Source organism: Nocardia concava NBRC 100430, assembly GCF_000308815.1.
GTDB classification, from domain to species: domain Bacteria; phylum Actinomycetota; class Actinomycetes; order Mycobacteriales; family Mycobacteriaceae; genus Nocardia; species Nocardia concava.
This window is the reverse complement of record NZ_BAFX01000089.1, coordinates 1-25,292: the sequence shown is the minus strand read 5'-3', so window position 1 is coordinate 25,292 and position 25,292 is coordinate 1. Positions and strand designations below refer to the sequence as shown.

Sequence of the window (25,292 nt, the reverse complement as noted above, 5' to 3'; positions counted from 1 at the left end):
GCGCGCCTCCGGTGACGGCCTGCTGGCCGATGATCAGCTGGCCGCGTTGCGGGCCGCCGTGGAGACCTTCGGTTTCCACCTGCAGGGCCTGGACATGCGCCAGAACTCCGAGACCCACGAGCAGGTGGTCGCCGAGCTGTTCGCCTGGGCCGGAGTGCATTCCGACTACGCCGCACTCGACGAGGCGGCCCGGGTCGAGCTGCTCTCGGCCGAGCTCACCACCCGCCGCCCGCTGGTCGGACCCAATGCCCGGCTGAGCGAACTGGCCGAGAAGGAACTCGCGGTGGTCCGCGCCGCCAAGGCCGCGCTCGACGATCTGGGCCCGGATACCGTGCCCAACTACATCATCAGCATGTGCACCTCGGTGAGCGACATGCTCGAGGCCGCACTGCTTTTGAAGGAGGCGGGCATTCTCGATCCGGGCGACGCGAACACCCCGCCCGCCAGCCCGGTCGGGGTGGTGCCGCTGTTCGAGACCATCGATGACCTGCGTGACGGCGCCGAAATCCTTTCCGCCGCACTGGAAGTCCCCGCCTATCAGCGGCTCGTCGCCGCGCGCGGGATGCGGCAGGAAGTCATGCTCGGCTACTCCGACTCCAACAAGGACGGCGGCTATCTGGCCGCCAACTGGGCGCTGTACCGCGCCGAGCTCAATCTGGTCGACGTGGCCCGCAAGACCGGAATTCGCTTGCGGCTCTTCCACGGTCGCGGCGGTACCGTCGGTCGCGGCGGCGGCCGCAGCTACGACGCCATCCTGGCCCAGCCCGCCGGCGCGGTGCGCGGCGCGCTGCGCCTGACCGAGCAGGGCGAGGTCATCTCCACCAAGTACGCCGATCCCGGTACCGCCTACCGCAATCTGGAGGCCCTGGTCGCGGGCACCCTGGAATCCACGCTGCTCGATGTCGAGGGCCTGGGAGCGGATGCCGAACCGGCCTACGAAATGCTGGACGAGCTGGCCGAATCCGCGCGCGCGGCCTACGCCAAGCTGGTCCACGAGACCCCCGGCTTCGTCGACTACTTCCGCGCCTCCACCCCGATCGCCGAGGTCGCCGACCTCAATCTGGGCAGCCGCCCCGCCTCCCGCAAGCCCACCAACTCCGTCTACGACCTGCGCGCGATCCCGTGGGTCATGGCCTGGAGCCAGTCCCGGGTCATGCTGCCGGGTTGGTACGGCACGGGTTCCGCGTTCGAACAGTGGATCGGCGACGACCCGGACCGTCTGGCCACCCTCACCGACCTCTACCGCCGCTGGCCGTTCTTCCAGACCGTGCTGTCGAACCTGGCCCAGGTCATGGCCAAGGCGGATATGGACATCGCCGCCGCCTACGCCGACCTGGTCCCGGACAAGGCGTTGCGCGACAAGGTCTTCGGCATGATCTGCGACGAATACTCGCGCACCGTGCGCATGCACGCCGCCATCACCGGCACCGACGAACTCCTCGCCGACAACCCGGCCCTGGCCGAGTCCATCCACAACCGCTTCCCGTACCTCGAACCCCTCAATCAACTCCAGGTCGAACTACTCCGTCGCCGCCGTGCGGGGGACACCTCCGAACTCGTCGAACGCGGCATCCTCCTCACCATGAACGGTCTTGCCACCGCTCTGCGCAACTCGGGCTAGATAAAGGTAGGAGAACTCCTACGGTTGACAGGTAGGTAGTTTCCTACCTATCGTGGGTGTCATGCCTTACCGCTTGAAATCCGGAATCGCTGATCGGGTGTTCGGGGCGCTGGCCAATCCGACCCGGCGCGACATTCTCGAGCTGCTGCTCGAGGGTGAGCAGTCGGTCCAGGTGATCGCCGAGCGCTTCGATATGGCGCGGCCCAGCGTGTCCGAGCATCTGAAGGTGCTGCGGGATGCCGGGCTGGTCGCCGAGGACAAGCGGGGCAGGCAGCGGTTCTATCGAGTGGAACCGGATCCGTTGCACGACTTGCAGTCCTGGCTCGATCCGTTCGAACGGTTCTGGCGGGCCCGGCTGCGCGACCTGGGCGCGGTACTCGACGCCATGCCCGATGAGGCTGCAGAGCCCGATGACACCGAGGAGAAGGACCGATGATGACCGACGACATCACCAAGATCGAACTCGACCACTTCTACCCGCACCCGCCGGAGAAGGTGTGGCGGGCGCTGACCACCCCGGAACTGATGGGGCAGTGGATGATGCAGCCCATCGGCTTCGAACCGGTGGTGGGCAATGTCTTCGAGATGAAGACCCAGCCCATGCCCGGCCAGAACTTCTCCGGCGAGATCCGCGGTGAGGTACTGGAAGTCATCGCACCCGAACTGCTCAGCATCAGCTGGAACGACGCGAATGCCGACCGCCCGAGCGGCTGGGTGATCAGCTGGGCCCTGCACCCCGAGGGCACCGGCACCCGGATCCTGTTCAGCCACACCGGTTTCGACCCGGAGGATGCGGTCATGCAGCGGGCGCGCTCGATCATGGGCGGCGGCTGGGCGGGCATGCTCGATCGCCTGGAGACGGTGATTCCCCGGGCCTGAGACCCGGGGAATCGCGGCGATCAGGATTGCGGCACCGGCGTTTTCGCCGGTGCCTCCGGCTCCGGAGCCTTGGCGGGCGGACCCTGTCGCAGCGGCAGTTCGACGATGAACACCGCCGCGATCAGCCCGACCGCGCACAACACCGCCGACCAGGTGAAGATGCTGTCGATTCCGGCAGCCATTCCCGCCAGCCGCTCGTGCCCGTTGACCTGCCGGTTGAACAACGCGCCGAACAGCGCCACCCCGAAGGACCCGCCGAGTGTCCGGAACAGCGTCTGCACCCCGGAGGCCGCACCGATGTCCTTCATCTCCACGCTGTTCTGCGCGATGAGCACCGTCATCTGCATGAGGAATCCCATGCCCGCACCCAGCAGCGCCATGTAGACACCGGTCATGAACCGGCTGGTGTCGGTGCCCACCGTGGCCAGCGCGATGCTGCCCGCGGTGAGCAGCACGCCGCCCGCGATCGGAAACACCTTGTATCGCCCGGTTTTGCTCATCACCCGGCCCGCGATCTGCGAGACCACGATGATCGGCACCATCATCGGCAGCAGCAACAGCCCCGAATTCGAGGCCGACGCGCCCTGCACGGTCTGCTGGAACAGCGGCAGGAAGCTGACCGCCCCGAACATGGCCGCGCCCGCCACCACCGACAGCACCGAGACCAGCGCGAAATTGCGACTCGCGAACAGGTTCAGCGGAATGATCGGCTCGGCCGCGCGGGTCTGCGACCACAGGAACGCGGGCAATCCGAGCACCGCGACCGCGATCGCCGTGAGCACCTGCGGTGAGCCCCAACTGTATTGCGCCCCACCCCAGGTCGCGACGAGCACGATGGCCGAGATGGTGACCGTCAGCAGCGCCGCGCCCGGATAGTCGATCTTGGCGTTGGGCCGCCGCGCGGTCAGATGCAGCGTGGCCTGGCACCACACGAACGCGATCAAACCCAGCGGCAGATTCAGATAGAACGCCCACCGCCAGCCGAGGTGATCGGTCACGAATCCGCCGACCAGCGGTCCGCCGATGGTGGCCAGCGCCATCACCGACGCGGTCATGCCCATGTACTTGGCGCGTTCGCGCGGCGGGATGAGCTCGCCGATGATGGCGAACGCCCCCGCGGCCAGCCCGCCCGCGCCGATGCCCTGCAGCACGCGAAAACCGATGAGCTGATCCATGTTCTGCGCGGCCCCGGACAGTCCGGAGCCGACCAGGAAGATCGCGATCGAGGCCAGGAAGTTGCGCTTGCGGCCGAAGAGGTCGCCGAGTTTGGCCCAGATCGGGGTGGATGCGGCCGTGGCCAGGGTGTACGCGGAGACCACCCAGGACAGCCGGTCGAGGCCGCCGAGTTCGCCCACGATCGTCGGCATGGCGGTGCCGATGATCATGTTGTCGAGCATGCCCAGCAGCATCGCCAGCATTACGCCCAGCAGGATCCAGCGCACATTGCGTGGTGCCTGAGCTGTGGTTGTCGAGGTCATAGCGGTCCCTCCCTTCATTCGTCGAAGTCTGATGCGGGGGCCGAGCGGCCCCTGACCCAGAAAACCATAACGACTAAAGAAATTCAACCGCTAAGAAAATTGTATGACTTAGGACTCCGATGTAGGGTGCGTCCATGAGCGGACTCCGAGAGCGGAAGAAGGCCCAGACCCGCAAGGCCCTGGCCGATGCGGCCCTGCGACTGATGCTGGAGCGCGGCTACGACGCGGTCAGCGTCAAGGAGATCGCCGAGGCCGCCGACGTCTCGGTGCCCACGCTCTTCGCGCACTTCCCGGACGGGAAGGAATCGCTGGTCTTCGACATGGACGCCGACCGCGAGACGGCGGTGGTGAGCGCGGTCCGCGACCGCGCCCCCGGCACAACCGTGCTCGAGGGTCTGCGCGATGGCTTCCTGAAGTTCCCGCGTCCGGCGGAGACCGAGGAGATGCGCGATTTCATGCGGCTGGTCGAGGAGACGCCCGCGCTGTCGAGCTACTTCCGCAAGATGTGGCAGCGGCACGAGGGCGCGCTGGCCCGGGCCATCGCGGAGGAACTGGGCCGCGCGCCCGATGATGTGGCCGTGACGGCCTTGGCGCACTTCGTGTTCGGCGCGCTCGACGTCGCCCGCCGCGGTAGCGATCCGGCGGGCGACCTCACCCGGATTTTCGAGCTGATCGAGAACGGGTGGGGCTCGATCATCAACCCCTGAGCTGTCAGCCCTGGAATGCGGCGGCGTGATCGCGCACCCAGTCGGCGTAGGAGCGCGGCGTGCGCCCCAGCACCTCCTCGACATCGCTTGTGACGACGGCGTTTCCGCCGTCGCGCACGAAGGCCTGCCCGGCCAGCGCGCCGTCGGCGAACTGCTCGGACATTCCCGACTCGAGCATGAATCCGCGGGCCAGATCGAGGGGAATGTCGGCGACCTCGAGCTCGCGGCCGAGCACGGCGGCCAGGGCGTCGGCCTGATCGCGGGTGGTGATCGCCTCGGGTCCGGTCAGCGTGTACACCCGGCCCGAATGCCGATCCGACAGCAGCGCTTCCACCGCGACGGCGGACACGTCGCGCGGATCGACCACGCCCTGTGCACCCTCGCCGGTCATATTGGGCACCGGCTGACCGGCCGCGATCGGGCCGCTCCAGCTCAGCGTGTTGGACGCGAAACTGCTGGGGCGCAGGATGGTCCACGCCACCCCGCTCTCCCGCACCACCTGCTCGCCGGGCAGGTGCCAGGTACCGACGGAACCCAGGGCCGGATCGCCGGTGCCGATGGCGGACAACTTCACCAGCCGCTGAACTCCCGCCTCGCGGGCGGCGGCGGCCAGCGCCCGATCCAGTTCGATGTAGTCCGGGCCGAGCAGCCCGACCAGGAACGCGGCCTCCGCGCCGGCGAAGGCGGCGGCCATGGACTCGGTGTCGGCATAGTCGCCGCGCACCACCTCGATGCCCTCGGGTGCCTCGATACTCTCCGGATTCCGGGTCACCGCGCGCACTTTCACGCCCCGCGCGGCCAGCTGCCGGACAACTTCACTGCCGATGGTGCCCGTGGCACCGGTGATAACGATCATGCTCATTACCCTGCCGAGCCCGCACCCTCGGCCTCTAGGAAAAACCGGCACACCCGGTGCGGGTCCGGCTGCCTAGAGTGGATTGGGTGACGACCGCGCAAATCCTGGCTCCGGCCTCATCCGCTCAGGTTTCCGTTGCGCCGACCCGGCTTCGGGGCGCGCCCGCTGCGGCTGCCGTCGTGGCCGGACCGGCGGCGGTGGTGACCGCCGAGGATTTCGAGCAGTTGCTCGCGCCGCCGGAGGTGTTGCGGCCGTGGATCTCCGAGATCGCGCACATCCCGACCGTTCGGCCCAGTGCGGATGCTTTCACCCATGTGCCGCAGGCCGCCACCACGATCGTGTTGCGGCGGGAGGTGTCCGGCCGCCGCGATGCGCTGGTGGTGGGGCCGCGTACGAAGGCCACCTATACGGATCCGAACAAGCCGGCCGGGTGTACCCGGATTCGGCTGGTACCCGGCGCTGCGCGGTCCCTGTTGGGGCTGCCCGCCGCGGAGTTGACCGATCGGGTGGCACTCCTATCCGATATGCCCGGTATCGCCGCGGAGTTCGCCGCGGCTCTCGCCGAGCTCGAGCCCGAGCAGGTGGCCGAGTTCCTGGAAGACGAACTGCCGCAACGCCTCGCCGAGGATGCCACTCGTCGCGACCATCGACGTTTGGTGGGCTCGGCCGTCGCCGCCATGGACACCGTCGCATCGGTGGGGGAGCTGGCCGCCACGCTGGCGATCAGTGAGCGCCAGCTGCGCAACCTCTTCACCGCCGGAGTCGGCCTCTCACCCAAGCATTACGCCCGCATCGTACGTCTGCGCCAGGTCCTTTCCGCCGCGGGCAATACGCCGTGGTCCCACCTGGCCAGCGCCTCGGGCTATTACGACCAGTCCCACATGACCGCGGACTTCCGCTCCCTCATGGGCGTCCCGCCCACGGCCTACTTCCGCGGCGCCGTCCCGGCCCCCACCCCCTGCCAGAGCGTGACGCGCCGCCTCACGAATTGACGGCCGCTGCCCGGGCGGCGGCGATCTCGGCCTCGTGCGCGACGGCCCAGTCGGCCAGCGCCGAGAGGGGGCGCAGCAGTGACTCACCGAGTGGGGTCAGCGCATATTCGACGGTCGGGGGCAGCGTGGAAAAGACTGTGCGCGAGATCAAACCGTCGGCTTCCAGCGAGCGCAGGGTGCGGGTGAGCATGCGCTGGCTGATGCCCTCGATCGCGCGGTGCAGTTCGTTGAAGTGGTAGGGACGGCCGCCGAGCAGGGCCAGCAGTAGGACACTCCACTTGTCGCCCACGCGACGCAGCGTGTCGGTCATCGGGCAGGCCCCGTGCTCGGCCGCGGGCACCGGCGTGTTCAGAACCGTGGCCAGCATGGAGGGCACACGCGTGTGCGTATCCGACATGAGAGTGCCTTCTTTCGCAGCTCGCGGATGGTCTCCAGGATCGAGGTAGTCATCTCGAGGGTAGTGGAGGATTCATGACGCGAACCGTTGTCGTCAGCGGAGGTACGGACGGGATGGGGCGGGCATTCGCCCTGGAGCGGCTGGCGCGCGGCGATGCCGTGATAGTGATCGGAAGCAATGCCGCCAAGGGGGAGTCGCTGCGGGCGGCCGCCGGTAGTGCGGCGGTGCGACTGCGTTTCCTGTGCGTGGATCTGAGTTCCATCGCCGGGAACGAGCGGGCGATCGAGATGGTCGGCGCGAGTTCCGAAACGATCGACGCCCTGGTGTTTTTCGCCAATCGGGTCAGCGCGCGGCGCGTGGAGACCGTCGATGGACTCGAGCGCACCTTCGCCCTGTACTACCTGAGCCGGTACCTGTTGGCGCACAGGCTGACGCCGCTGCTCGAAGGCGGGACCGATCCGGTGATCGTGACCGTGGCCGGGGTCGGCGTCACCAAGGGCGGGATCAACTGGGACGATCCGCAGTTGATCCACGGGTACAGCGCGATGCGGGCGCAGCTGCAGGCCGGGCGGGCCAATGATCTGCTCGGTGTCGACTTCGCACAGCGGTTCGGTGAGACGGTGCGCTTCGTGCACTTCCATCCGGGCTTCACCCGCAGCGGCGACCTTTCTCAGCTGAATCCGCTGCCCCGCATCCTCATCCGGACCCTGGCGCGCTTCTTCGCGCGGTCGGTGGAGGAGGCGGTCGCACCGATCCACGGCTTCGTCGACCATCGACCCGCCCAACCGCTCACCGCCATCGACCGCGGCCGCTCGCTGCCCTTGACCCTGTCCAGCCTCGATCCCGGAAATGCCCGACGGCTCGCACGGCTCACGGAGGAACTCTTGGCAGTCCGGTCGGTCGGTTAGATCAGGGCGATCAGCGGCTGGGTTTCGCTTGCGGGATAGACGGATTCGATGACAGCGGTGAGCCGGATGCGGGATTCGCCGAGCTGCCCGGTGAAGACGCGACGGCCGGCGGAGGCGTCGCGGTGGTCGGTGGCGTCGGTGAGTTCGAGGGCGCGGGCCCAGGTCATCAGGTGGGTATTCGATTCGGCGGCAGGCAGATCGGGGTGGACGGTGCCGCAGAATTCGGCGTCCGCGCCGCTGGCGTCCAGGCGGGCGCGGCAGTCCCACATCCAGCTCACGGGCGGTAGCGATGCCCCGGCGACCTCGCTCGCGTAGGAGTTCACCAACTGCGACAGGGTGTCCATGGCAATCATGGTCAGCGAATCGGTCACACGCGCCAGAGTCCCACTCCCGAGAGCCGCTGGCCCGCAACCTCACTCGCGCCCGCGTGTCGATCACGCCGAGTGATACGAAAAGCCGGGCATACCGCGCAAATCCCTGCGGCGGTCCGCATGGGTGCACAAAAACGCCGACCGACTCGGCTCTCCGGAGGGGGACGTACGGAGAACGGGTCGGTCGGCGGAATCGGGCCAGCGCCTCGAAGATGGCCCGACGTTCAGGGGTTAGCTGGCGTAGGCGCGCAACCGGTCGGCGCGCTCGCCCTTGCGGAGCTTGGACATGACCTCGCGCTCGATCTGGCGGACCCGCTCACGGGACAGCCCGAACAGCTTGCCGATCTGGTCCAGGGTGCGCGGCTGGCCGTCGTCGAGGCCGTAGCGCAGCCGGATGACCTGCTGCTCACGCTCGTCGAGGGTGGCCAGCACGGTGCGGACGTCGCGGTGCAGCAGTCCGGCGATCACGGCACTCTCGGCCGAGGTGGCCTCGGAGTCCTCGATGAAATCGCCGAGCGGGGCCTCTTCGTCATTGCCGACCGGCATGTCCAGCGATACCGGATCGCGGCTGTGGTCGAGCAGGTCGGCGATCTTCTCCACCGGGATGCCCGACTCCCTGGCCAGTTCCGCGTCGGTGGCCTCGCGCCCGAGCTGCTGATGCAGTTCGCGCTTGATGCGGGCCAGCTTGTTCACCTGCTCGACCAGATGGACGGGGAGGCGAATGGTGCGGGACTGATCGGCCATACCGCGGGTAATGGCCTGTCGAATCCACCAGGTGGCGTAGGTCGAGAACTTGAAGCCCTTGGTGTAATCGAACTTCTCCATGGCGCGGATCAGACCCAGGTTGCCCTCCTGGATCAGATCCAGCAGCGGCATGCCGCGGCCGGTGTAGCGCTTGGCCAGTGAGACCACGAGGCGGAGGTTCGCTTCCAGCAGGTGCTGGCGGGCGGCCTGACCCTCGCGAACCAGGATCGCCAGATCCTTCTTCTTCGCGGCGGACAGACGCTTGCTCGTCTCCAGCAGGTGCTGAGCGTAGAGGCCCGCCTCGATGCGCTTGGCCAGCTCGACCTCGTCGGCCGCCGTCAACAGCGCCGTCTTGCCGATCCCATTCAGGTACACGCGTACCAGGTCGGCGGCGGGGCTGGCGGCGTCGAGGTCTTGTTCGCTGGTGCGCACGTCAGTGGTGGCGGGGCTTGTCATGACTTGCCTCCTGTCGGTGGTGTCTCGCTCCGTTCAACGGACCCGACAACAGGAAAGTTCCCCGACGGACTGCCGGTAAACCGCACCTGAGCTGCGGTTTTTACGGCGCACGTCTGAGAAGTTCCTGAGAAGCGCGTATCCTGTGGAACTCGCGCCCCCGGCGGACGGCCCTCGGTGTCCGGGTGGTTGCCACCCGCCGGACCCGAACTTCCTGACGCGACAAGCGAATACGCGCCCGACGTGTGTGAATGGGCCTTGGCGTCGCGTCGAAATTCGAGCAAACCTTCTAACGATCCGCAGGTCGCCCGCATTCCTTCGGAGTTCCGCATCGATATGCGGGCGACACGCGATCGTGACGGACCTCACCGCCGCTCAGGGCGCGATTCCGGGGTTTCTCAGCGGGGGTGGATGAGGCCGTGGCGGACGAGCCCGGCCACCACCGTGATGGCCGCGGTCTCGAATTCCTCGGTCGCGGCCTCACCCGTCTCGCCGAAGGCCAGAAGATCGACGAGCTCGCGCAGCGGCAGGCCGTCGGGGCGCATGCCGGCCAGTAGCGCGGCGATGGTGTCGTCGACCTCGTGCTGCCAGCGCGGGCCGTCGCCGCGGTGCAGCCGGGCCACCGCCTGCGCCCAGCCCTCGTCGCCGGGGAGGTAGACGCGTTCGAGGGCGGTGGCGGGATCGACCTCGTAGCGGGAGTCGAGGATGAGGTCCGGATCGGCGGCCGCGGCGCGCAGCCAGGCCGAGCGCTCGAAGTAGGCCAGCGCCTCCGGGCCGAGCGGATCGTCGAAGCCGTGGGTGAGGTCCTCGGCCAGCAGTTCGGTCGGGCCGTCGATGGCGCGCATATAGACGAAACCGAATCCGATGCCGACGACGCCGGATTCGGCGAAGGCGTCGAGCCAGCGTTCGGCGCGGGCCTGGGCGGCCCCCTCGCGCGGATCCAATCCGGCGTCGCGCAGCCAGGTTCCGACATAGAGGGCGGGATCGGCGATGTCGCGCTGCACGATCCAGGCGTCGATGCCGTCCGCGGGCAGCCAGCTCGCGACACGAGAGCGCCAGTCCTCGCCTTCGATATGGACCCAGGAGGCGAGCAGGGCCGCGGTGCCACCCGGATTCAGCATGTCCGGAATGCCGGAGATGACGAGTTCGCTGGCGCCGTCGAGGTGCAGGCCGGAGTCGCGGTAGGTGTGCTCGACGCGGGCCGGGCCGACCACGAACGGGGGATTGGCGACCACCTGATCGAAGCGGCGGCCCGCGACCGGCTCGAACCAGGAGCCCTGGAGCAGTTCGATATCCAGGTCGTTGAGGGCGGCGGTGGCCTCGGCCAGCCAGAGCGCGCGCTCGTTGAGGTCGGTGCCGGTGACGGTGTGGCCGTAGGCCGCGGCGTGCACGGCCTGGACGCCGCAGCCGGTGCCGAGATCCAGGACGGTGCCGACCTTGTGGGTCGGGGTGGCGCGCAGCAGGGACAGGGAGGCCTGGCCGACGCCGAGCACGTGATCGGTGTCGAGGCTGCGGCGGCGCATGGAGTCGTCGAGGTCCGAGAGCACCCAGCGGGTGCCGTGGCCGAGGTCGAGGGGGCGCAGGTCCAGGGCGGCGCGGATCTCGTTGCCGTCGCGCTCCAGCAGTCCGGCGGCGACGGCCCGGTCGATGCTCAGGGGCGAGAAAGCCGCGGCCGCTTCGGCTTCGGTGACGGGGTCGCCGAGCAGCAGCAGGCGCACAAGGGTGCCCAGTTCGCCGAGGTCGGCGGCGGCCCGGCGAACCGGGACGGGTTCGCCGCGGCCGAGGGCGGCGTGGGCCGCATCGCCCAGCGCCTCGAGGAGGGTGTCCGCGTCGTAGCGGACGCGGGTCAGCGCCGCGCGTAGGTCGGGCGCGAGGTCGGCGAGCAGGGACGAGGTGGTCGTCTGATTCGTCGGCATGAGCAGGAACTCTGCCACCGCAACCGATGGGCATTCGGCAGTGGGCCCGGTTCGCCCGGTCCGCGGTAGTGGAAACCGGTTGGTTGCTGCGGATCGACGCCGTGAATCTCGGCTCACTTTCCGATGAATTTGCGATCTCACCTGCGGTTATTCGCCCCGTTCACGGCCTACTTCGTTGCTAGTGTGACCCGGATCACCAGGAGGTAAAGCAGTTGACAACTGAATTACAAACCGGCGGACCGGAACCCGACTGGTCCCAGGCCTACGACAGCCCCGAGTTCCAGCGCCTGCGTACCCGCTTCCGGCGCTTCGTCTTCCCCATGACCGCCCTGTTCCTGATCTGGTACGCGCTGTATGTGCTGCTGGCCGACTACGCGCACGGCTTCATGTCGCACAAGGTGGGCGGGAACATCACCGTCGGGCTGCTCTTCGGCCTGGGGCAGTTCCTTTCGACCTTCGTCATCACCGGCCTCTATGTCTGGTACGCCGACCGGAAGCTGGATCCGATGGCCGAGGCGATGCGCGTCGAGCTGGAAGGGGAGCAGTCATGAACGCACTGCTCGCAGCCGGAGTCGAGGGCAGTCGGCCCGGACTCAACATCACCATCTTCGCCATCTTCGTGGCCATCACCCTCGGCATCGTGGTCTGGGCCAGCCGCGACAACCGCACGGCCGCGCACTATTACGCCGCCGGGCGCGCGTTCTCCGGGCCGCAGAACGGCATCGCCATCTCCGGCGACTATCTATCGGCGGCCAGCTTCCTCGGCATCGCCGGTGCCATCGCGGTGTACGGCTACGACGGCTTCCTCTACTCCATCGGATTCCTGGTGGCGTGGCTGGTGGCGTTGCTGCTGGTGGCCGAATTGCTCCGCAACACAGGCAAGTTCACCCTCGGCGACGTACTGGCGTTTCGCATGCGGCAGCGGCCGGTGCGGGCCGCGGCGGCCACCTCGACGCTGGCGGTGAGCCTGTTCTATCTGCTCGCCCAGATGGCGGGCGCGGGCGTGCTGATCTCGCTGCTGCTGGGCGTATCCAGTTCCGCCGGGCAGAATCTCGTGATCGCCATCGTCGGCGCGATCATGATCGTCTACGTGCTCGTCGGCGGCATGAAGGGCACCACCTGGGTGCAGATCGTGAAGGCGGTGCTGCTCATCGGCGCGGCCGCGGCCATGACCGTGTGGGTGCTGGGGCGCTACGACTTCAATGTGTCGAGCCTGCTGCAGGACGCGGTGAACCACGGCGGCAAGACCGGCGCGAAGCTGCTGGAACCGGGCTTCAAGTACGGCAAGACCGGCACCACGAAGATCGACTTCCTTTCCCTCGCACTGGCTCTGGTGCTGGGGACGGCGGGGCTGCCGCATGTGCTGATGCGGTTCTATACCGTGCCGAGCGCCAAGGAGGCGCGGCGTTCGGTGGTGTGGGCGATCGGGCTGATCGGCGTCTTCTACCTGTTCACGCTCATCCTCGGCTACGGCGCGGGCGCGCTGGTCGGGCCGGAGAAGATCGCCAAGGCGCCGGGCAAGGAGAACGCGGCCGCACCGCTGCTGGCGCTGCAGCTGGGCGGGCCGGTGCTGCTGGGATTCGTTGCGGCCGTGGCGTTCGCGACGATTCTGGCGGTGGTCGCCGGTCTGACCATCACCGCATCGGCGTCGTTCGCGCACGACGTGTACGCCAATGTGATCAAGCGCGGCACCGGTGAGGGCAAGGTGCATGAGGTGCGGGTCGCACGGATCACCGCGGTGGTGATCGGGGCGCTGGCCATCGTGGGCGGCATCCTGGCTAAGAACCAGAATGTGGCGTTCCTGGTGGCGCTGGCGTTCGCGGTGGCGGCCTCGGCAAACCTACCGACCATCTTGTATTCGCTGTTCTGGCGGCGCTTCAACACCGCGGGCGCGCTGTGGAGCATCTACGGCGGACTGGCGGTCACCGTCGTGTTGATCGTGTTCTCCCCGGCGGTCTCCGGTGCGCCCAGCGCCATGATCAAATCCCATGATTTCCACTGGTTCCCGCTGTCGAACCCCGGGCTGGTGTCGATCCCCGTTTCGTTCGCTCTGGGCTGGCTGGGAACGATCTTGTCGAAGGAACGCGACGATGCCAAGTATGCCGAGATGCAGGTGCGGTCACTGACCGGCATCGGAGCGGAAAAGGCTGTGCGACAGTAAAGCCCGATTAAAATGGCGAAAAGTTAGCTGAAAGGCGTTTCAGAATTACAAGATCAACAATTTGAAGATCAAAAATACTGGCCCGCAACGAGGTTGGGCTGTGTATGCTATTGATCATGCACAGCCCCACTACGAGGTGGGATGACGGCAAGGCGGTGTCGTATTGGACCTCAACAGGCTCCGGATGCGCAGAGCGACTGCTATCGCAATCGCTTTCGGCATACTGGCATTGATGGTCACAGGGGCGTTCGATCGATTGTTGCTGGGTGTTTTCATAACCACCGGACTGGTACTCGGTTGGGTTAATGCCCGGCTCACCTGGATGGCGATTGTCCGCATCACCGATGCGGAAACTCCCAGCAAACAAAAGCTGGCATTGTCCTCGGCGTCGCGCCTGGTGATTCTGACCGGGTTGTCGATTCTGGTGGCGTTCCTGACCCGTCCCTACGGTGTCGGAATCTTCTTCGGGCTGGCCCTCTTTCAACTGATCTTGGTGTTGCACACCGTTCTGCCCGAGGTGAAAGGGCTTCGACAGCAATCATGAGCATTCCCGTTGCCTCTCTTGCCCATCTGCCGGCGCTGCTCGCCGCCGAGGAATCCTCGGGGGAGTCCAAGATCCACGTCGGCGAGCATGCCCAGGCGCATCTGTGGGGCATGACCTTCAATGTGGACACCATCGTGTCCACCGGGGTCGCCGCGCTGATCGTGCTGGGGCTGTCGTTCTACCTGCGCGCCAAGATCACCTCGGGTGTGCCCAACGGCGTGCAGCTGTTCTTCGAGGCCGTCACGGTCCAGATGCGCAATCAGGTGGAGACGGCGATCGGCATGCGGATCGCGCCGTTCGTGCTGCCGCTGGCGGTCACGCTGTTCACCTTCATCCTGCTGTCGAACTGGTTGTCGGTCTTGCCCGTTCAGTACGGTTCGGGCGAATTGATCGCGCCGCCGGCGTCCGATTTCAACTTCACGCTGTCGCTGGCGCTGTTCGTATTCCTGCTCTACCACGCGGCGGGCGCGTGGCGGCGCGGTCCGGGCGGGCACGTGAAACAGTTGCTCAAGGGTCACACCGGGTGGGGCCCCATGGTTTTCATCAATGTGGTCGAGGAAATCGCCAAACCGCTGTCGCTGTCCTTGCGACTATTCGGCAACATGTTCGCGGGCGGTGTGATGGTTTCGGTGATCACCTTGTTCCCGTTCTGGATCAGCTGGGGTCCGAATGCCATCTGGAAGATCTTCGACCTGTTCGTCGGAGCCATTCAGGCATTCATTTTCGCCCTGCTGACCATCCTCTACTTCAGCCAGTCGATGTCGCTGGAGAGTGAAAACCACTGAGCCGCTCGGCGACTCAGGGCTAACCTTTTGCAAAAGGAAGTGAAAAAATGGCAGATCCAGCAACCGCGAGTATCGTCCAGGGCGCTCTCATCGGCGGCGGCATCATTCTGGCGGGCGGTGCCATCGGCGCGGGTATCGGTGACGGTCTGGCCGGTGCGGCGTTGATCAACGGCGTGACCCGGCAGCCCGAGGCCGAAGGCCGACTGCGCGTGAACTTCTTCCTGACCGTCGGTCTGGTCGAAGCCGCGTACTTCATCAATCTAGCGTTCATGGCCCTGTTCGTATTCGCTACTCCCGGTAAGTAGACGTCATCATGTCTCCCAGAACAGATGTGGAGGCCGCGGGGAACTTCCTGGTCCCCAACGGCACCTTCTTCGCCGAGTTATTGATCTTCCTGATCGTGCTCGCGGTCATCTGGTTCTTCGTGGTTCCGCCGATCCGAAAAGTGCTGGCGGAGCGGGAGGCACGAGTCGAGGTCACGACGGCCACCGCCAAGGAAGCCAGCGAAACCTTCGCCGAAGCCGAGGCACGCTACGAATCCGCACTCGAGAAGGCCCGCACCGAAGCGGCCGACATCCGCAACCAGGCACGGGCGCAGGGGCGGGCCATTCTCGAGGAAATGCGTGGCGAGGCGCAGAAAGAGGCCGACCAGATCGTGGCCGAGTCCACGGCGCACCTGCGCGCCGAGGCCGACCAGGTGGCCGCCGAACTACGCGAAGCCGTCGAACCGCTCGCCCAGGACCTGGCCGGCCGGGTCCTCGGCGGCAACGATCGTGCCCGGACCAGCGCGGGCCAGCAGAGAGGACGGGGGTCGGAATGATCCTCACCAGTACCCATCTCGCCGAGGGTATCTACGATATTCGATTCGACTGGCCCGTCTTCTTCAGTCAGCTGTTCGGATTCGCCGTCATCGTGTGGTTCTTCGCGAAATACGTTGTGCCACCGGTGAAGCGAATCATGAACAACGCGCAGAACCAGATTCGCCGGCAGCTCGAGGAGTCCGAGGCGGCCGCCGAGCGGCTCGCCACCGCGAAAGCCGCCTACGACAACGCGGTCGCCGAGGCCCAGGCCGAACTCGACCGCATGCGCGAGGAGGCCCGGGCGGATGCCGACCGCATCATCATCCAGATGCGCGAGGCCGCTGCGGCCGAAGTGGAACGGGTCCGTAAGCAGGGCCGCGATCAGATCCTGCAGTACCGCAGGCAGATGATTCGCGACCTCGAAGCAGACCTGGCCGCCGCCATGCTGGCCCTCACCGAGGAAAAGGTCCGCGAACAACTGGGGTCCCCCCAGCAGCGAGCCGACAGCATCGACAAGTTCCTCGAGGACCTGGAGGCGCTCGCCAACTCCGGCGAGGCGCGCAAACAGCCCCAAACCGAGCGGAAGTAACCGACTCCCGGGACTTCTCGGGAGATCGAATCCCTTTGGTATCGGCGAGGATCAGCCCTGGTCGGATCCGGATTTCCGGAACCGGCCAGGGCTCGTCCATGTCCAAGGAGCCGTCGACTAGGTACGCGCTGCTTAACAGTGCGGTGCGAAAGTGGGTATTTTTCCCTCGGCGATCGGTGACCAGACTGGTCGATTGTTGCTGGCGGACAGGGGTTCCGGCGGCGCACAGCGATCGATCCAGGAGTGTCCGATGGGCAGACGTGTACTGATTTCCGGTGCGAGCGTGGCGGGTCCCGCTCTGGCGTACGGCCTGCGCCGCCAGGGTTACGAGGTGACCGTGGTGGAGCGCGCACCGTCGTTGCGCAGCAGCGGATACGCGGTCGATTTCCGCGGCGACGCGTTCGACGTTCTCGACCGGATGGGCATTCTGGACGAGGTACGCGGGCACGACACCCGGATGCTCGGCACCGACCTGGTCGACGCCGAGGGGAACAAGACCGGGGAGCTGCCGAGCGAGGCGTTCGCGGGTGATCTGGAGATCCCGAAGAAGGAGCTCACCCGCATCCTGCACCGCATCACCGCCGAGGGCGTCGACTACTGGTTCGGCGATTCGATCACCGCGCTCGAGCAGGACGATGACGGTGTGCGGGTCCGGTTCGAGCATCACGCGCCCGCCACGTTCGACCTGGTGGTCGGCGCCGACGGGGTGTACTCCGCGGTGCGGCGGCTCGCCTTCGGACCGCACGCCCAGTTCGTCCGGCATCTGGGTATGTCGGGCGCGGGCTTCACCACTGCCAACTTCCTGGGGCTCGACCATCGCGTCGTCTTGCAGAGCACACCAGGTCGCGCGATATTGCTGTTCAGCGGCAACGAATCCGACCGGATGACGGTGAGCCTGTCCTTCGCCACCGACTCGGCCGAGGTGGACCTGCTCGACCGCGACCGCCAGGAACTGTTGGTGCGCAACGCATTCGCCGATGCGGGCTGGGAGCTGCCCCGCCTGCTGAAGGAAATGTCCGACGCACCCGACTTCATGTTCTCCTCGGCCTGCCAGGTCGACCTGGATCACTGGTCGCGTGGTCGCATCGTCCTGGTCGGCGACGCCGGCTACTGTGCCGCACCGACTTCGGGCATGGGCACCTCCCAAGCCCTCATCGGCGCAGACACCCTGGCCACCTGCCTCGCCGAAGCAGCCGACCACACCACCGCGTTCGCCGCCTACGAGCAACGCCTGCGCCCCTACGTGACCGCGAACCAGGAACACGGCCGCGAAGCCGCAGCGATGTTCGGCGCCTGACCCATCACCCCCACTTAGGAGCACAAATGCGCGACTTCGGCATCGACCTGTTCGACAAATGGACCGCCATGTGGAACCGCGACTACGACCTCGCCGACGAGATCCTCGCCCCCGAATTCACCCTCCGCTACGCCCAACCCGGCGCCTCCGCCTACGACACCATCCACGACCCCAAATCCTTCATCGCCCAAATCCAAAGCTTCCACGACGAAGTCCCCGGCCTGACCTTCACCCCCGACGCCATCCCCGTCGTCGAAATGGACGAAACCCGCACGGGCATAGTCGCCAGACCCTACCGAGCCCGAATCACCGCCCCCGACGGCACCACCACCGACATCAGCGGCACCGACATCCTCCGCACCACCCACGGCCGAATAGTCGAAGTCTGGTCAGTCTCCGGCGGCCTCTCCGGCCGCAGCTTCTACGCCGCGAACTGACCAACTTCGCCGCCACCTGACCGGATTGTTCTGGTCAAGATCAATCCGGATCGGTGACACTGAGCAGATGTATGTTCCAGCGCCTTTCGCCGCCGACGCTGAGGCCGTGGATGATCTGCTCACCAATCACGGTGCTGCGGATCTGATCACCGCGACAGCGGACGGTTTGGTCGCCACGCTTCTGCCGTTCGTCTACGACCCGGAGTCACGGGCTCTGCGAGGCCATGTGGCGCGCAACAACGATCAATGGCGGCGGCCGGTGACGGGTGAGGCACTGGTCATCGTTCGTGGTCCTGATGCATACGTTTCACCTGCGTGGTATCCGAGCAAAGCCGAGCACGGGCGCGCGGTTCCCACCTGGAACTACATCACCGCGCACGTGTACGGTCGCCTGATCGTGCACGACGATCCGCAATGGGTGGAACAACTCGTCCGTGACCTCACCGATCGACACGAGGGCGGTCGCCCGAAGCGGTGGTCTGTCGATGACGCGCCACCGCAGTTCATTGCCGGCCAACTACGTGCCATCGTCGGCATCGAGATCGCGATAACTCGCATCGAGGCCAAATACAAACTCAGCCAGAACCGCGGTGACGCGGATATCGACGGCGTCATCGAGGGACTGACTGCTACCGGCCATGAGCACATCGCGAAGGCGGTAGACAGCGCACGGCCGGTCAGATCCACTTAGCGCCTTGAGCTTCCGCTTAGTTCCTCGTTGAGTGAGGAGGGCGGTGGTTCGGGGTGGGCAGTACAGTGCCGGGGTGGGTGTCACTGTGGAAGCGCTGACCGAGGTCGATGACGAGATTGTGGGGGCTTTCGAGCTATTGCTGCCGCAGCTGTCGCAGAGCGCGAAGCGGGTGGATCGAGAAGCGTTGGTGGAGTTGGTTTCCGCTGGATCGACTACGGTTCTGATTGCTCGACTCGGCGGGAAGATTGTCGGGACATTGAGTTTGGTGATGTTTCGGATTCCGTCGGGGCTTCGGGCTCGGGTTGAGGACGTGGTGGTTGATGACTCGGCTCGGGGGCAGGGGATTGGGGCGGCGTTGCTCGAGGAGGCCAAGGTTCGAGCGATGGTTGCCGGGGCGCGGACGTTGGATCTGACTTCGCGACCATCCAGGGGTGCGGCCAATCGGCTGTACGAGCGGCTCGGGTTCCTGGCTCGGGAGTCACAGGTGTATCGCTTCGTTCCGACCGAGTGACCCTGGGTCGGACCATCGGCGGACGCAGGTTCTGATGGACGCAGGTTCTGATCCTGCGGGGCGGGTGGCGGGTGTGCCCGTAGGCTTGGGCGGCATGACGCTTGAGCAGGTTGTGGCTGAACTCTATGGGCTTCCGCCCGCCGAGTTCGTGGCCGTGCGTACCGAGCGGGCGCGGCAGGCCCGTGACGGCGGGGACAAGGCGCTGGCCGCCGCTATCGGGAAGCTGCGGCGGCCGACGGTTGCGGCTTGGGCGTTGAATCTGCTGTCTCGTGAGGCGAGCGATGATGTCCGCGCGCTGCTGGAGGTGGGCGAGGCGTTGCGCGATGCTCAGCGCCGACTGTCGGCCGAGCAGTTGCGCGCCCTGACCACGCAGCGGCAGAAGGTGGTCAACGCCGCCACCCGCAAGGCCGCCGAACTGGCCGCGGGCCAGGGCCAGCGCCTGACCGAATCCGTCCTGCGCGATATCGGCGCGAGCCTGCAGGCGGCCCTGGCCGATCCATCGGTCGCCGAGGAGCTGCGCGCCGGAACCCTCACCGCCGCAGCCAGTTACGAGGGATTCGGCCCCGCCGCGCTGACCGCGATTCCCGGCGACGGGCACCGCAGCTCCGGAACGACCTCGACGACAGCAGATCCCACCGAGGATCGTCCTGAGAAATCGGCCGCGCGAACCGGTCGGCGCGCCGATCCCACGGCCGCCGCCGGCCCCGCCCCCGACCCGCAGGCCGACGTCCGGCGCGAGCTCGAGGAAATGCTCGCCGAATTCGAATCCGCCCGCGCCGCCGTGACTTCCGCCCGCGCCGACCACGACACCGCCGCCGCCGACCTCGCCGACCTCGACGCCCGCATCCAAGCCCTACGCGCCGACCTGACCGAAGCCCAACACCGCCACCGTTTCACCGCCGCCACCGAACGTTCGACCCGAGAGGCCCTCCACCGTGCCCAGAAACACCTCGACGCCGTCGAACGCCGCGTCGCCCGCACCCGCAAACAATTGACCCCCGACGTCTGAGCCTGCCGTCTCGACCGCGGTCCCGGCACCCTGACCAGACGATCCGCTTCTCCTTCGCGATCGCCGAAGGGCCTCTCGCGACTGATTCAACTCGTGAGGAGTATTCGCGAAATCTGTTGTGGCTGTGAGTGGTGCGCGCGGGCGGGTCGTCTTCGGTGTCAGGCTGGTTTGCGGCTGGTGAGGCAGTAGGGCTGGCCGGTGGGGTCGGTCATGACTATCCAGTGTTTGCCGCGGTCGGCGCGTGAGGCGCCCAGTTGCTCGTGCCAGGCTGCGGTGGCGTCGATGTCTGTGCAGGCCAGGTCGGGGTGGGCTGTGGTGGGGCGGGTTTCGCCGAGGCGTTGCATGAGGAAGTCGAGGGGGATGGTGGGGCGGGCGGAGAGGCGGGCGAATTCGGGGAGGGTGCTGGGGCGCCAGGCCCAGCCGGTGAGGTCGGTCCAGAAGCGGGATTCGGTGTTGTAGTCGGCGTCGCCGATGTCGAGGCAGATCTGGTCGAGGCGGCTGCGGTCGCCGGAGGGGCCGGTCACCGTGGGGGTGAGGCCGCCCGCGTCGTCGTGGAAGGGCGTGATGCAGAACGGCATTCCGGCGGGGGAGTGCAGGACGGCGTAGCCGATGCGTTCGGTGAGGATGTTGTCCTCGGCGAGGGTGGCGCCGAGTTGGACGGCGCGGTCGGTGGCGGCGGGGACGTCGTCGACGTCGAGGTCCAGGTGGATGCGGGCCGGGCCGTCGGCGAGGGCCTGCATCTTGAGGGTCGGCGCGCCGGATTCCGGTAGCAGCGTGACGAATTCGTCGCGGTCACCGCGCCGCGGCGAGAGGGTGGTGCCGGTGACGGTGGTCCAGAATTCGGCGGCGGTGTCGAATTGTGCGGCGGGACGGTCCAGGAAGGCCCACACCCAGCGAATCGTCATGCTGTCTCCCAAGTCTCGGTCAGGCTGTCTGCAGGGTCTCGCGCTTGCGGAAGGTCTTGCGGTAGGCCAGCGGTGGCACACCCAGTTCCAGGCGCATGTGATGGCGCAGCGACGCGGAGGTGCCCAGCCCCGCGGCCCGCGCCACCTCGTCGATCGGCAGGTCGGTGGTCTCGAGCAGGTGCCGGGCATGGCGGACGCGCTGCTGCAGGATCCACGCGCCCGGCGCCATGCCGGTCTCGGCCTTGAACCGGCGGGTGAAGGTGCGCACGCTCATATGAGCATGCGCGGCAAGGGAGTTCAGGTCCAGCTCCCGATCCAGATGGTGCAGCGCCCAGCGGCGTGTCGGCGCGGTGCCGTCGCTGCCCGGCTCGGGCACCTGGCGTTCGATGAACTGCGACTGCCCACCCTCGCGCCACGGCGGCACCACGCAGTAGCGGGCCGCGCCATTGGCGGCGGCGGTGCCGTGATCGGTGCGGATCAGATGCAGGCACAGATCGATGCCCGCCGCCAAACCCGCTGAGGACCAGACATTTCCGTCCTGGATGAACAGCTGGCTCTCGTCCAGCAGGACGTCGGGATAGAGCTCGCGGAAGCGGTCGGCGAACTGCCAGTGGGTGGTGGCGCGACGGCCGTCCAGAATGCCCGCCGCGGCCAGCACGAACGCGCCCGTGCAGATGGAGACGATGCGGGCGTCGGGCCGAATGGTGGCCAGCGCCTCGAATACCGGGGACGGCAGCGTGCCGTCGCGGCGCGGCTGGGTGATGCGGGTGCCCGGCACGATCACGGTGTCGGCGCGGGCCAACAGTTCCGGACCGCATTCCGGGATGACGGTGTATCCGCCGGTCGCCACGACGCCGCCGGTTTCGATGCCGCAGGTGTGCACCTCGTAGAGCTGGTTGCCGTCCTCGTCGACGGCCGCGCCGAGCACCAGGGGCGGAATGGCCATATCGAATCCGACGGTGGGTTCCAGGACGAGGACCGCGACGAGATGGGGTGTCGGCACGATGCTCCTTCCGTATTGGCTAGATCTTGACGCATTGTGGCATTCCGGCCACTCGTTCGGGAAGCAGATTTCGGTCACGCTCATGCGGTGAGCGAATTGAGAGACGACCTCGAGCTGGAATCAGCGCAGGGCGCAACGCCATTGGGGGAGAGTCCGTCGGTGGACGGCATGACGCCATCCGCGGAGCGCGAGAGGCCGGGCCGGGGTTTGCATCCCGCCTGGATCGTGGCGGCCGTGAGCATCGTGGCGCTCATCGGCGCGGCCGGATTCCGCTCGGTGCCCGGCGTGCTCATGGATCCGCTGCACGAGGAGTTCGGCTGGTCGCACGGCACCATCGGCGCGGCGGTTTCGGTGAATGTGGTGCTGTACGGCCTGTTCTCGCCGTTCGCGGCGGCGCTCATGGACCGGTTCGGGATTCGCCGCGTGGTGGCCTGCGCGCTGCTGCTGATCGCGGCGGGCAGCGGGCTGACCGTCTTCATGACCCAGCCGTGGCAGCTCATGGCGACCTGGGGTGTGCTGGTCGGCGTCGGCGTGGGATCCATGTCGATGTCGTTCGTGGCCACCATCACCGGCCGCTGGTTCGTCAAGCAGCGCGGCCTGGTCACCGGTGTGCTGACCGCCGCGGGCGCGGCCGGGCAGCTGGTGTTCCTGCCGTTGATCGCGAGCCTGGCCCGCGATCACGGTTGGCGCACACCGTCTCTGGTGGTGTCGGGGCTGGCGCTGGCGGTCGTTCCGCTGGTGGTGCTGTTCGTGCGCGACTTCCCCAGCGATGTCGGCGCCCGCGCCTACGGTGCCGAACCCGGCAGTGACGCGGGTGTGCGCACCTCGTCGCCCGGCGGCGCCACGCGGGCACTCACGGTCCTCGCGACGATCGTCCGCAAGCCCGTGTTCTGGCTGCTGGCAGGCGGTTTCGCCATCTGCGGCGCCTCCACCAACGGCCTGATCGGCACCCATTTCGTGAGCGCCGCCCACGATCACGGCATGCCCGCCACCACCGCCGCGAGCCTGCTGGCCGTCTGCGGTCTGTTCGATGTCGCGGGCACCATCGCCTCGGGCTGGCTCACCGACCGCCTCGATTCCCGGTATCTGCTGGTCACCTACTACACGCTGCGCGGTATCTCACTGCTGTTCCTGCCCATCCTGTTCGGTCCGGACGTGCAGCTCAGCATGTGGGCGTTCATCATCTTCTACGGCCTGGACTGGATCGCCACCGTGCCGCCGACGGTTGCCCTGTGCCGCGAGCACTTCGGCGCGGACGGACCGGTCGCCTTCGGCTGGGTCTTCGCCTCGCACCAGCTGGGAGCCGCCCTGGCCGCGTTCGGCGCGGGCGCGATTCGCGATGCGCAGGGCAGCTACACGACCGCGTGGTTCATCGCCGGCGGCCTCTGCGGGCTGGCGGCACTGCTCTCGGCCGGAATCCAGCGCAAGGCCTCACCCGTCGATGGCCTTGTGCGGGCCTGATTCGATCGCCTTCTGATCGCGCCGCCCGTCCCAGCGGCTGGGTTCTTCCTTGGTCCGGGGCGGGCGGTCGTTCGCGCCGAGCACCGCGATCCACGGCAGCGGAATCGAGACGCCGATGATCAGCAGCGAAATCCACCAGGTGTGCCACAGGCCGTAGGCGATCGCCGCGCCGATCAGGCACGGGATGCGGAACGACATGATCATGATGTAGCGCCGCACTCGATCCTTGTGCTGCTGCTCCAGCGACGTCGCGGCCTCGGTGATCAGCGCCGGATGCTGCTTCTGCTCACCCGGGAAGTAGCCCTGCGACAGCCGCGGTGGTTTGGGGATCGAACCGGCGGGATGGAATTCGACGTCGGGGCGATCCTCGCCGCTGGTGCCGTCGGCTGGGGATTCGCCGTCACGCTGCATACCCCCGAGTCTTCCACTACGCAGCGTCGGATGCACACGCCCGCCCGTGCCGGGCCTTCCGCTGAGCCCCCGACCCGACCCTGGCATCATGGATCAGGTGAGCGCAGACACCCTGGTACGTCCCGACGAGACCGTGGACGAGTCGACCGACAACGACACTCCCAAGGTCTTCCACTACGTCAAGAAGAACAAGATCGCGGAATCCGCCGTCATGGGCACCCACGTCGTGGCCCTCTGCGGCGAGGTCTTCCCCGTCACCCGCTCCGCCAAGCCCGGCTCCCCGGTCTGCCCGGACTGCAAGCGGATCTACGAGATGATGAAGAAGGATTGACCGTTTCCGCTGGTCAGCGGGTTGCGAACTGCTGAGCTAGGCCCCGGTGTGCCATTTTGGTGCCATTTTGAACGGGTTCAGCAGTTCCAGGACATCCGCGTTGTCGATCGCCACCATGCGGTGAATGCCCTGGTGAATGGAGTGAGCCTCCCCTATTCCACGTTCCAGACCTTGCCGCGCACGTCCGCCACCGGGACGGTGCCCTGGTATTCGTCCTTGGTGTGGTACCGCGAGTCGGCCGCTTCGCGACGGTTGTCACCCATCACCCAGAGGTGCCCGTCCGGGACTTTCACCGGCGCGAAAGCGCGGCCTCCGAGGTTGAAGGGAGTGTCGGGGCGACTGGGATCGAAAGGGTTGTTGTGCTTGGGGTCGACGTACGGCTCGTCGAGCGGTTCGCCATCCACGACGACACGCCCCTGGGCGTCACAGCACTGAATGGTCTGTCCCCCCACCGCGATCACGCGCGCGACCCGGGTGTCCTTGTCGCGGGGCCTGCCGCGGTTCCAGGAGTCTGTCGGGCCGACGAAGACCACCACATCCCCAGGCTTCGGGTCACCCCGGTAGTAACTCAGCTTCTCCGTGAAAATCCGGTCACCCGCGTTCAGAGTCGGCTCCATGGATCGCCCCGGAACCTTGTAGGTCCGCACCAGTGTCACGGTGGCTGCCGCGACGACAGCTACCGCGACCCCGACGACGACCACGGGTATCAGCCAGCGCCGCCGCCCCTTCCGGCCCTCACCGGACACCGGTTCCCGCGCTTCATCTTCCGCTGGAAGGCTCCCCGCGCCACCATTGTCGTCTGACACGCTCAGCATGGTAGCCAATCGTTAGCTGACTTGGCTGGTTCCTAGTGTCTGCCCGCTAGTGAATCCGTGCTGAACTCGGTGACGTACTGGTGTGATTCACCGACCCGGCCGATCGAGAGCTGGGTGGCTGCCTCCCGAAAATATCGGTCACTACAGCGCCGCCGGTTATCCGGCGGAAGCGTACCGACATGTCCATAAGACGATCACGGGACCGCGTGCGCGGGCGAGC

General features: G+C 67.0%; 30 protein-coding genes. 20 read left to right on the top strand and 10 right to left on the bottom strand.

Annotation, left to right across the window (positions count from 1 at the left end; all coding sequences use genetic code 11):
- The 3 genes from ON43_RS21150 to ON43_RS21140 all read left to right on the top strand — a co-directional run.
- Positions 1–1,621, top strand: a 1,621-nt coding sequence (locus ON43_RS21150) for a phosphoenolpyruvate carboxylase (RefSeq protein WP_040810053.1), incomplete at its 5' end; no start/stop codon positions are given.
- A 61-nt stretch (positions 1,622–1,682) separates the two neighbouring features.
- Complete coding sequence (locus tag ON43_RS21145) at positions 1,683–2,057, top strand: ArsR/SmtB family transcription factor (RefSeq protein ID WP_040810061.1); 375 nt, start codon at positions 1,683–1,685, stop codon at positions 2,055–2,057.
- On the top strand, positions 2,057–2,500 hold the full coding sequence (locus ON43_RS21140; protein ID WP_040810052.1) for an SRPBCC family protein: 444 nt from the start codon (positions 2,057–2,059) through the stop codon (positions 2,498–2,500). Before ON43_RS21145 ends, ON43_RS21140 begins: the two co-directional genes overlap by 1 nt.
- Positions 2,501–2,520: 20 nt before the next feature.
- Here ON43_RS21140 and ON43_RS21135 read toward each other — a convergent pair whose 3' ends face one another.
- On the bottom strand, positions 2,521–3,978 hold the full coding sequence (locus tag ON43_RS21135; RefSeq protein WP_040810051.1) for an MDR family MFS transporter: 1,458 nt from the start codon (positions 3,976–3,978) through the stop codon (positions 2,521–2,523).
- A 134-nt stretch (positions 3,979–4,112) separates the two neighbouring features.
- Between ON43_RS21135 and ON43_RS21130 the strand changes: the two genes are divergently transcribed.
- The gene (locus ON43_RS21130; RefSeq protein ID WP_040810050.1) at positions 4,113–4,685 is read left to right on the top strand and encodes a TetR/AcrR family transcriptional regulator; all 573 of its coding nucleotides are present in this window, start codon (positions 4,113–4,115) and stop codon (positions 4,683–4,685) included.
- 4 nt (positions 4,686–4,689) lie between these two features.
- On the opposite strand, the gene ON43_RS21125 is transcribed toward ON43_RS21130, so the two are convergent.
- Positions 4,690–5,541, bottom strand: a complete 852-nt coding sequence (locus ON43_RS21125) for an SDR family NAD(P)-dependent oxidoreductase (protein ID WP_040810060.1) — start codon at positions 5,539–5,541, stop codon at positions 4,690–4,692.
- Between the two features lie 86 nt (positions 5,542–5,627).
- On the opposite strand from ON43_RS21125, the gene ON43_RS21120 reads away from it, so the two are divergent.
- The gene (locus ON43_RS21120; RefSeq protein ID WP_157514129.1) at positions 5,628–6,533 is read left to right on the top strand and encodes a helix-turn-helix domain-containing protein; all 906 of its coding nucleotides are present in this window, start codon (positions 5,628–5,630) and stop codon (positions 6,531–6,533) included.
- Here ON43_RS21120 and ON43_RS21115 read toward each other — a convergent pair.
- On the bottom strand, positions 6,523–6,930 hold the full coding sequence (locus ON43_RS21115; protein WP_040810049.1) for a winged helix-turn-helix transcriptional regulator: 408 nt from the start codon (positions 6,928–6,930) through the stop codon (positions 6,523–6,525). The genes ON43_RS21120 and ON43_RS21115 overlap by 11 nt on opposite strands.
- Before the next feature lie 74 nt (positions 6,931–7,004).
- Here ON43_RS21115 and ON43_RS21110 point away from each other — a divergent pair, with 74 nt between their 5' ends.
- Positions 7,005–7,838 (top strand): SDR family NAD(P)-dependent oxidoreductase, encoded by an 834-nt coding sequence (locus tag ON43_RS21110; protein ID WP_040810048.1) that lies wholly within the window; start codon positions 7,005–7,007, stop codon positions 7,836–7,838.
- Here ON43_RS21110 and ON43_RS21105 read toward each other — a convergent pair.
- The 3 genes from ON43_RS21105 to ON43_RS21095 all read right to left on the bottom strand — a co-directional run bounded on the left by ON43_RS21105 (position 7,835) and on the right by ON43_RS21095 (position 11,322).
- Positions 7,835–8,209: a hypothetical protein gene (locus ON43_RS21105; protein ID WP_040810047.1), complete on the bottom strand. Its 375-nt coding sequence runs from the start codon at positions 8,207–8,209 to the stop codon at positions 7,835–7,837. The two genes, ON43_RS21110 and ON43_RS21105, sit on opposite strands and share 4 nt — an antisense overlap.
- A gap of 231 nt (positions 8,210–8,440) precedes the next feature.
- Positions 8,441–9,409 (bottom strand): sigma-70 family RNA polymerase sigma factor, encoded by a 969-nt coding sequence (locus ON43_RS21100; protein ID WP_040810046.1) that lies wholly within the window; start codon positions 9,407–9,409, stop codon positions 8,441–8,443.
- 395 nt (positions 9,410–9,804) lie between these two features.
- On the bottom strand, positions 9,805–11,322 hold the full coding sequence (locus tag ON43_RS21095; protein ID WP_040810058.1) for a DUF7782 domain-containing protein: 1,518 nt from the start codon (positions 11,320–11,322) through the stop codon (positions 9,805–9,807).
- A gap of 212 nt (positions 11,323–11,534) precedes the next feature.
- Between ON43_RS21095 and ON43_RS21090 the strand changes: the two genes are divergently transcribed.
- The 12 genes from ON43_RS21090 to ON43_RS46830 all read left to right on the top strand — a co-directional run bounded on the left by ON43_RS21090 (position 11,535) and on the right by ON43_RS46830 (position 20,146).
- Positions 11,535–11,873 carry a DUF485 domain-containing protein gene (locus ON43_RS21090; RefSeq protein ID WP_040810045.1) on the top strand — a complete coding sequence of 113 codons (339 nt, stop codon included), beginning with the start codon at positions 11,535–11,537 and terminating at the stop codon, positions 11,871–11,873.
- Positions 11,870–13,483 carry a monocarboxylic acid transporter gene (locus ON43_RS21085; protein ID WP_040810044.1) on the top strand — a complete coding sequence of 538 codons (1,614 nt, stop codon included), beginning with the start codon at positions 11,870–11,872 and terminating at the stop codon, positions 13,481–13,483. The genes ON43_RS21090 and ON43_RS21085 overlap by 4 nt, the downstream gene beginning before the upstream one ends.
- A 232-nt stretch (positions 13,484–13,715) precedes the next feature.
- On the top strand, positions 13,716–14,027 hold the full coding sequence (locus ON43_RS21080; RefSeq protein WP_245568681.1) for a hypothetical protein: 312 nt from the start codon (positions 13,716–13,718) through the stop codon (positions 14,025–14,027).
- Positions 14,024–14,812 carry a F0F1 ATP synthase subunit A gene (atpB, locus tag ON43_RS21075; RefSeq protein WP_051178839.1) on the top strand — a complete coding sequence of 263 codons (789 nt, stop codon included), beginning with the start codon at positions 14,024–14,026 and terminating at the stop codon, positions 14,810–14,812. The genes ON43_RS21080 and atpB overlap by 4 nt, the downstream gene beginning before the upstream one ends.
- A gap of 47 nt (positions 14,813–14,859) precedes the next feature.
- Positions 14,860–15,117 (top strand): F0F1 ATP synthase subunit C, encoded by a 258-nt coding sequence (locus ON43_RS21070; protein WP_040810042.1) that lies wholly within the window; start codon positions 14,860–14,862, stop codon positions 15,115–15,117.
- A gap of 8 nt (positions 15,118–15,125) precedes the next feature.
- The gene (locus ON43_RS21065; protein ID WP_040810041.1) at positions 15,126–15,632 is read left to right on the top strand and encodes a F0F1 ATP synthase subunit B; all 507 of its coding nucleotides are present in this window, start codon (positions 15,126–15,128) and stop codon (positions 15,630–15,632) included.
- Positions 15,629–16,201, top strand: coding sequence for a F0F1 ATP synthase subunit B family protein (locus ON43_RS21060; protein WP_051178837.1), 573 nt, complete (start codon positions 15,629–15,631; stop codon positions 16,199–16,201). Before ON43_RS21065 ends, ON43_RS21060 begins: the two co-directional genes overlap by 4 nt.
- Positions 16,202–16,451: 250 nt before the next feature.
- Positions 16,452–17,498 carry an FAD-dependent monooxygenase gene (locus ON43_RS21055; protein WP_040810039.1) on the top strand — a complete coding sequence of 349 codons (1,047 nt, stop codon included), beginning with the start codon at positions 16,452–16,454 and terminating at the stop codon, positions 17,496–17,498.
- 26 nt (positions 17,499–17,524) lie between these two features.
- Positions 17,525–17,935: a nuclear transport factor 2 family protein gene (locus ON43_RS21050; protein ID WP_051178836.1), complete on the top strand. Its 411-nt coding sequence runs from the start codon at positions 17,525–17,527 to the stop codon at positions 17,933–17,935.
- A gap of 67 nt (positions 17,936–18,002) precedes the next feature.
- The gene (locus ON43_RS21045; RefSeq protein ID WP_040810036.1) at positions 18,003–18,626 is read left to right on the top strand and encodes an FMN-binding negative transcriptional regulator; all 624 of its coding nucleotides are present in this window, start codon (positions 18,003–18,005) and stop codon (positions 18,624–18,626) included.
- Positions 18,627–18,699: 73 nt separating this feature from the next.
- Complete coding sequence (locus ON43_RS21040; RefSeq protein ID WP_040810034.1) at positions 18,700–19,137, top strand: GNAT family N-acetyltransferase; 438 nt, start codon at positions 18,700–18,702, stop codon at positions 19,135–19,137.
- 94 nt (positions 19,138–19,231) lie between these two features.
- The gene (locus ON43_RS46830) at positions 19,232–20,146 is read left to right on the top strand and encodes a hypothetical protein (protein WP_040810055.1); all 915 of its coding nucleotides are present in this window, start codon (positions 19,232–19,234) and stop codon (positions 20,144–20,146) included.
- Between the two features lie 158 nt (positions 20,147–20,304).
- On the opposite strand, the gene ON43_RS21030 is transcribed toward ON43_RS46830, so the two are convergent.
- Entirely contained in the window at positions 20,305–21,051 is a 747-nt protein-coding gene (locus ON43_RS21030; protein WP_040810032.1) for a VOC family protein, read from the bottom strand.
- Between the two features lie 19 nt (positions 21,052–21,070).
- On the bottom strand, positions 21,071–21,997 hold the full coding sequence (locus ON43_RS21025; protein ID WP_444543742.1) for a GlxA family transcriptional regulator: 927 nt from the start codon (positions 21,995–21,997) through the stop codon (positions 21,071–21,073).
- A gap of 225 nt (positions 21,998–22,222) precedes the next feature.
- On the opposite strand from ON43_RS21025, the gene ON43_RS21020 reads away from it, so the two are divergent.
- Positions 22,223–23,515: an MFS transporter gene (locus tag ON43_RS21020; protein ID WP_051178831.1), complete on the top strand. Its 1,293-nt coding sequence runs from the start codon at positions 22,223–22,225 to the stop codon at positions 23,513–23,515.
- Here the strand turns inward: ON43_RS21020 and ON43_RS21015 are convergent.
- Complete coding sequence (locus ON43_RS21015) at positions 23,486–23,926, bottom strand: DUF3099 domain-containing protein (protein WP_083913583.1); 441 nt, start codon at positions 23,924–23,926, stop codon at positions 23,486–23,488. The two genes, ON43_RS21020 and ON43_RS21015, sit on opposite strands and share 30 nt — an antisense overlap.
- Before the next feature lie 88 nt (positions 23,927–24,014).
- Between ON43_RS21015 and ON43_RS21010 the strand changes: the two genes are divergently transcribed.
- A complete protein-coding gene (locus ON43_RS21010; protein ID WP_040810026.1) occupies positions 24,015–24,257 on the top strand; it encodes a DUF3039 domain-containing protein in 243 nt (80 codons plus the stop codon).
- A 152-nt stretch (positions 24,258–24,409) separates the two neighbouring features.
- Here ON43_RS21010 and lepB read toward each other — a convergent pair whose 3' ends face one another.
- Positions 24,410–25,063 (bottom strand): signal peptidase I, encoded by a 654-nt coding sequence (lepB, locus tag ON43_RS21005; protein WP_063712587.1) that lies wholly within the window; start codon positions 25,061–25,063, stop codon positions 24,410–24,412.
- Positions 25,064–25,292 lie beyond the last annotated feature (229 nt).

Bases quoted from the DNA above. Each gene is read 5' to 3' on its own strand.
- ON43_RS21145 (WP_040810061.1), top strand. From the start codon at position 1,683: ATGCCTTACCGCTTGAAATCCGGAATCGCTGATCGGGTGTTCGGGGCG.
- ON43_RS21140 (WP_040810052.1), top strand. From the start codon at position 2,057: ATGACCGACGACATCACCAAGATCGAACTCGACCACTTCTACCCGCAC.
- ON43_RS21135 (WP_040810051.1), bottom strand. From the start codon at position 3,978: ATGACCTCGACAACCACAGCTCAGGCACCACGCAATGTGCGCTGGATC.
- ON43_RS21130 (WP_040810050.1), top strand. From the start codon at position 4,113: ATGAGCGGACTCCGAGAGCGGAAGAAGGCCCAGACCCGCAAGGCCCTG.
- ON43_RS21125 (WP_040810060.1), bottom strand. From the start codon at position 5,541: ATGATCGTTATCACCGGTGCCACGGGCACCATCGGCAGTGAAGTTGTC.
- ON43_RS21115 (WP_040810049.1), bottom strand. From the start codon at position 6,930: ATGTCGGATACGCACACGCGTGTGCCCTCCATGCTGGCCACGGTTCTG.
- ON43_RS21110 (WP_040810048.1), top strand. From the start codon at position 7,005: ATGACGCGAACCGTTGTCGTCAGCGGAGGTACGGACGGGATGGGGCGG.
- ON43_RS21100 (WP_040810046.1), bottom strand. From the start codon at position 9,409: ATGACAAGCCCCGCCACCACTGACGTGCGCACCAGCGAACAAGACCTC.
- ON43_RS21095 (WP_040810058.1), bottom strand. From the start codon at position 11,322: ATGCCGACGAATCAGACGACCACCTCGTCCCTGCTCGCCGACCTCGCG.
- ON43_RS21085 (WP_040810044.1), top strand. From the start codon at position 11,870: ATGAACGCACTGCTCGCAGCCGGAGTCGAGGGCAGTCGGCCCGGACTC.
- ON43_RS21080 (WP_245568681.1), top strand. From the start codon at position 13,716: ATGGTCACAGGGGCGTTCGATCGATTGTTGCTGGGTGTTTTCATAACC.
- atpB (WP_051178839.1), top strand. From the start codon at position 14,024: ATGAGCATTCCCGTTGCCTCTCTTGCCCATCTGCCGGCGCTGCTCGCC.
- ON43_RS21070 (WP_040810042.1), top strand. From the start codon at position 14,860: ATGGCAGATCCAGCAACCGCGAGTATCGTCCAGGGCGCTCTCATCGGC.
- ON43_RS21065 (WP_040810041.1), top strand. From the start codon at position 15,126: ATGTCTCCCAGAACAGATGTGGAGGCCGCGGGGAACTTCCTGGTCCCC.
- ON43_RS21060 (WP_051178837.1), top strand. From the start codon at position 15,629: ATGATCCTCACCAGTACCCATCTCGCCGAGGGTATCTACGATATTCGA.
- ON43_RS21055 (WP_040810039.1), top strand. From the start codon at position 16,452: ATGGGCAGACGTGTACTGATTTCCGGTGCGAGCGTGGCGGGTCCCGCT.
- ON43_RS21050 (WP_051178836.1), top strand. From the start codon at position 17,525: ATGCGCGACTTCGGCATCGACCTGTTCGACAAATGGACCGCCATGTGG.
- ON43_RS21045 (WP_040810036.1), top strand. From the start codon at position 18,003: ATGTATGTTCCAGCGCCTTTCGCCGCCGACGCTGAGGCCGTGGATGAT.
- ON43_RS46830 (WP_040810055.1), top strand. From the start codon at position 19,232: ATGACGCTTGAGCAGGTTGTGGCTGAACTCTATGGGCTTCCGCCCGCC.
- ON43_RS21030 (WP_040810032.1), bottom strand. From the start codon at position 21,051: ATGACGATTCGCTGGGTGTGGGCCTTCCTGGACCGTCCCGCCGCACAA.
- ON43_RS21025 (WP_444543742.1), bottom strand. From the start codon at position 21,997: ATGGCCATTCCGCCCCTGGTGCTCGGCGCGGCCGTCGACGAGGACGGC.
- ON43_RS21020 (WP_051178831.1), top strand. From the start codon at position 22,223: ATGACGCCATCCGCGGAGCGCGAGAGGCCGGGCCGGGGTTTGCATCCC.
- ON43_RS21015 (WP_083913583.1), bottom strand. From the start codon at position 23,926: ATGCAGCGTGACGGCGAATCCCCAGCCGACGGCACCAGCGGCGAGGAT.
- ON43_RS21010 (WP_040810026.1), top strand. From the start codon at position 24,015: ATGGATCAGGTGAGCGCAGACACCCTGGTACGTCCCGACGAGACCGTG.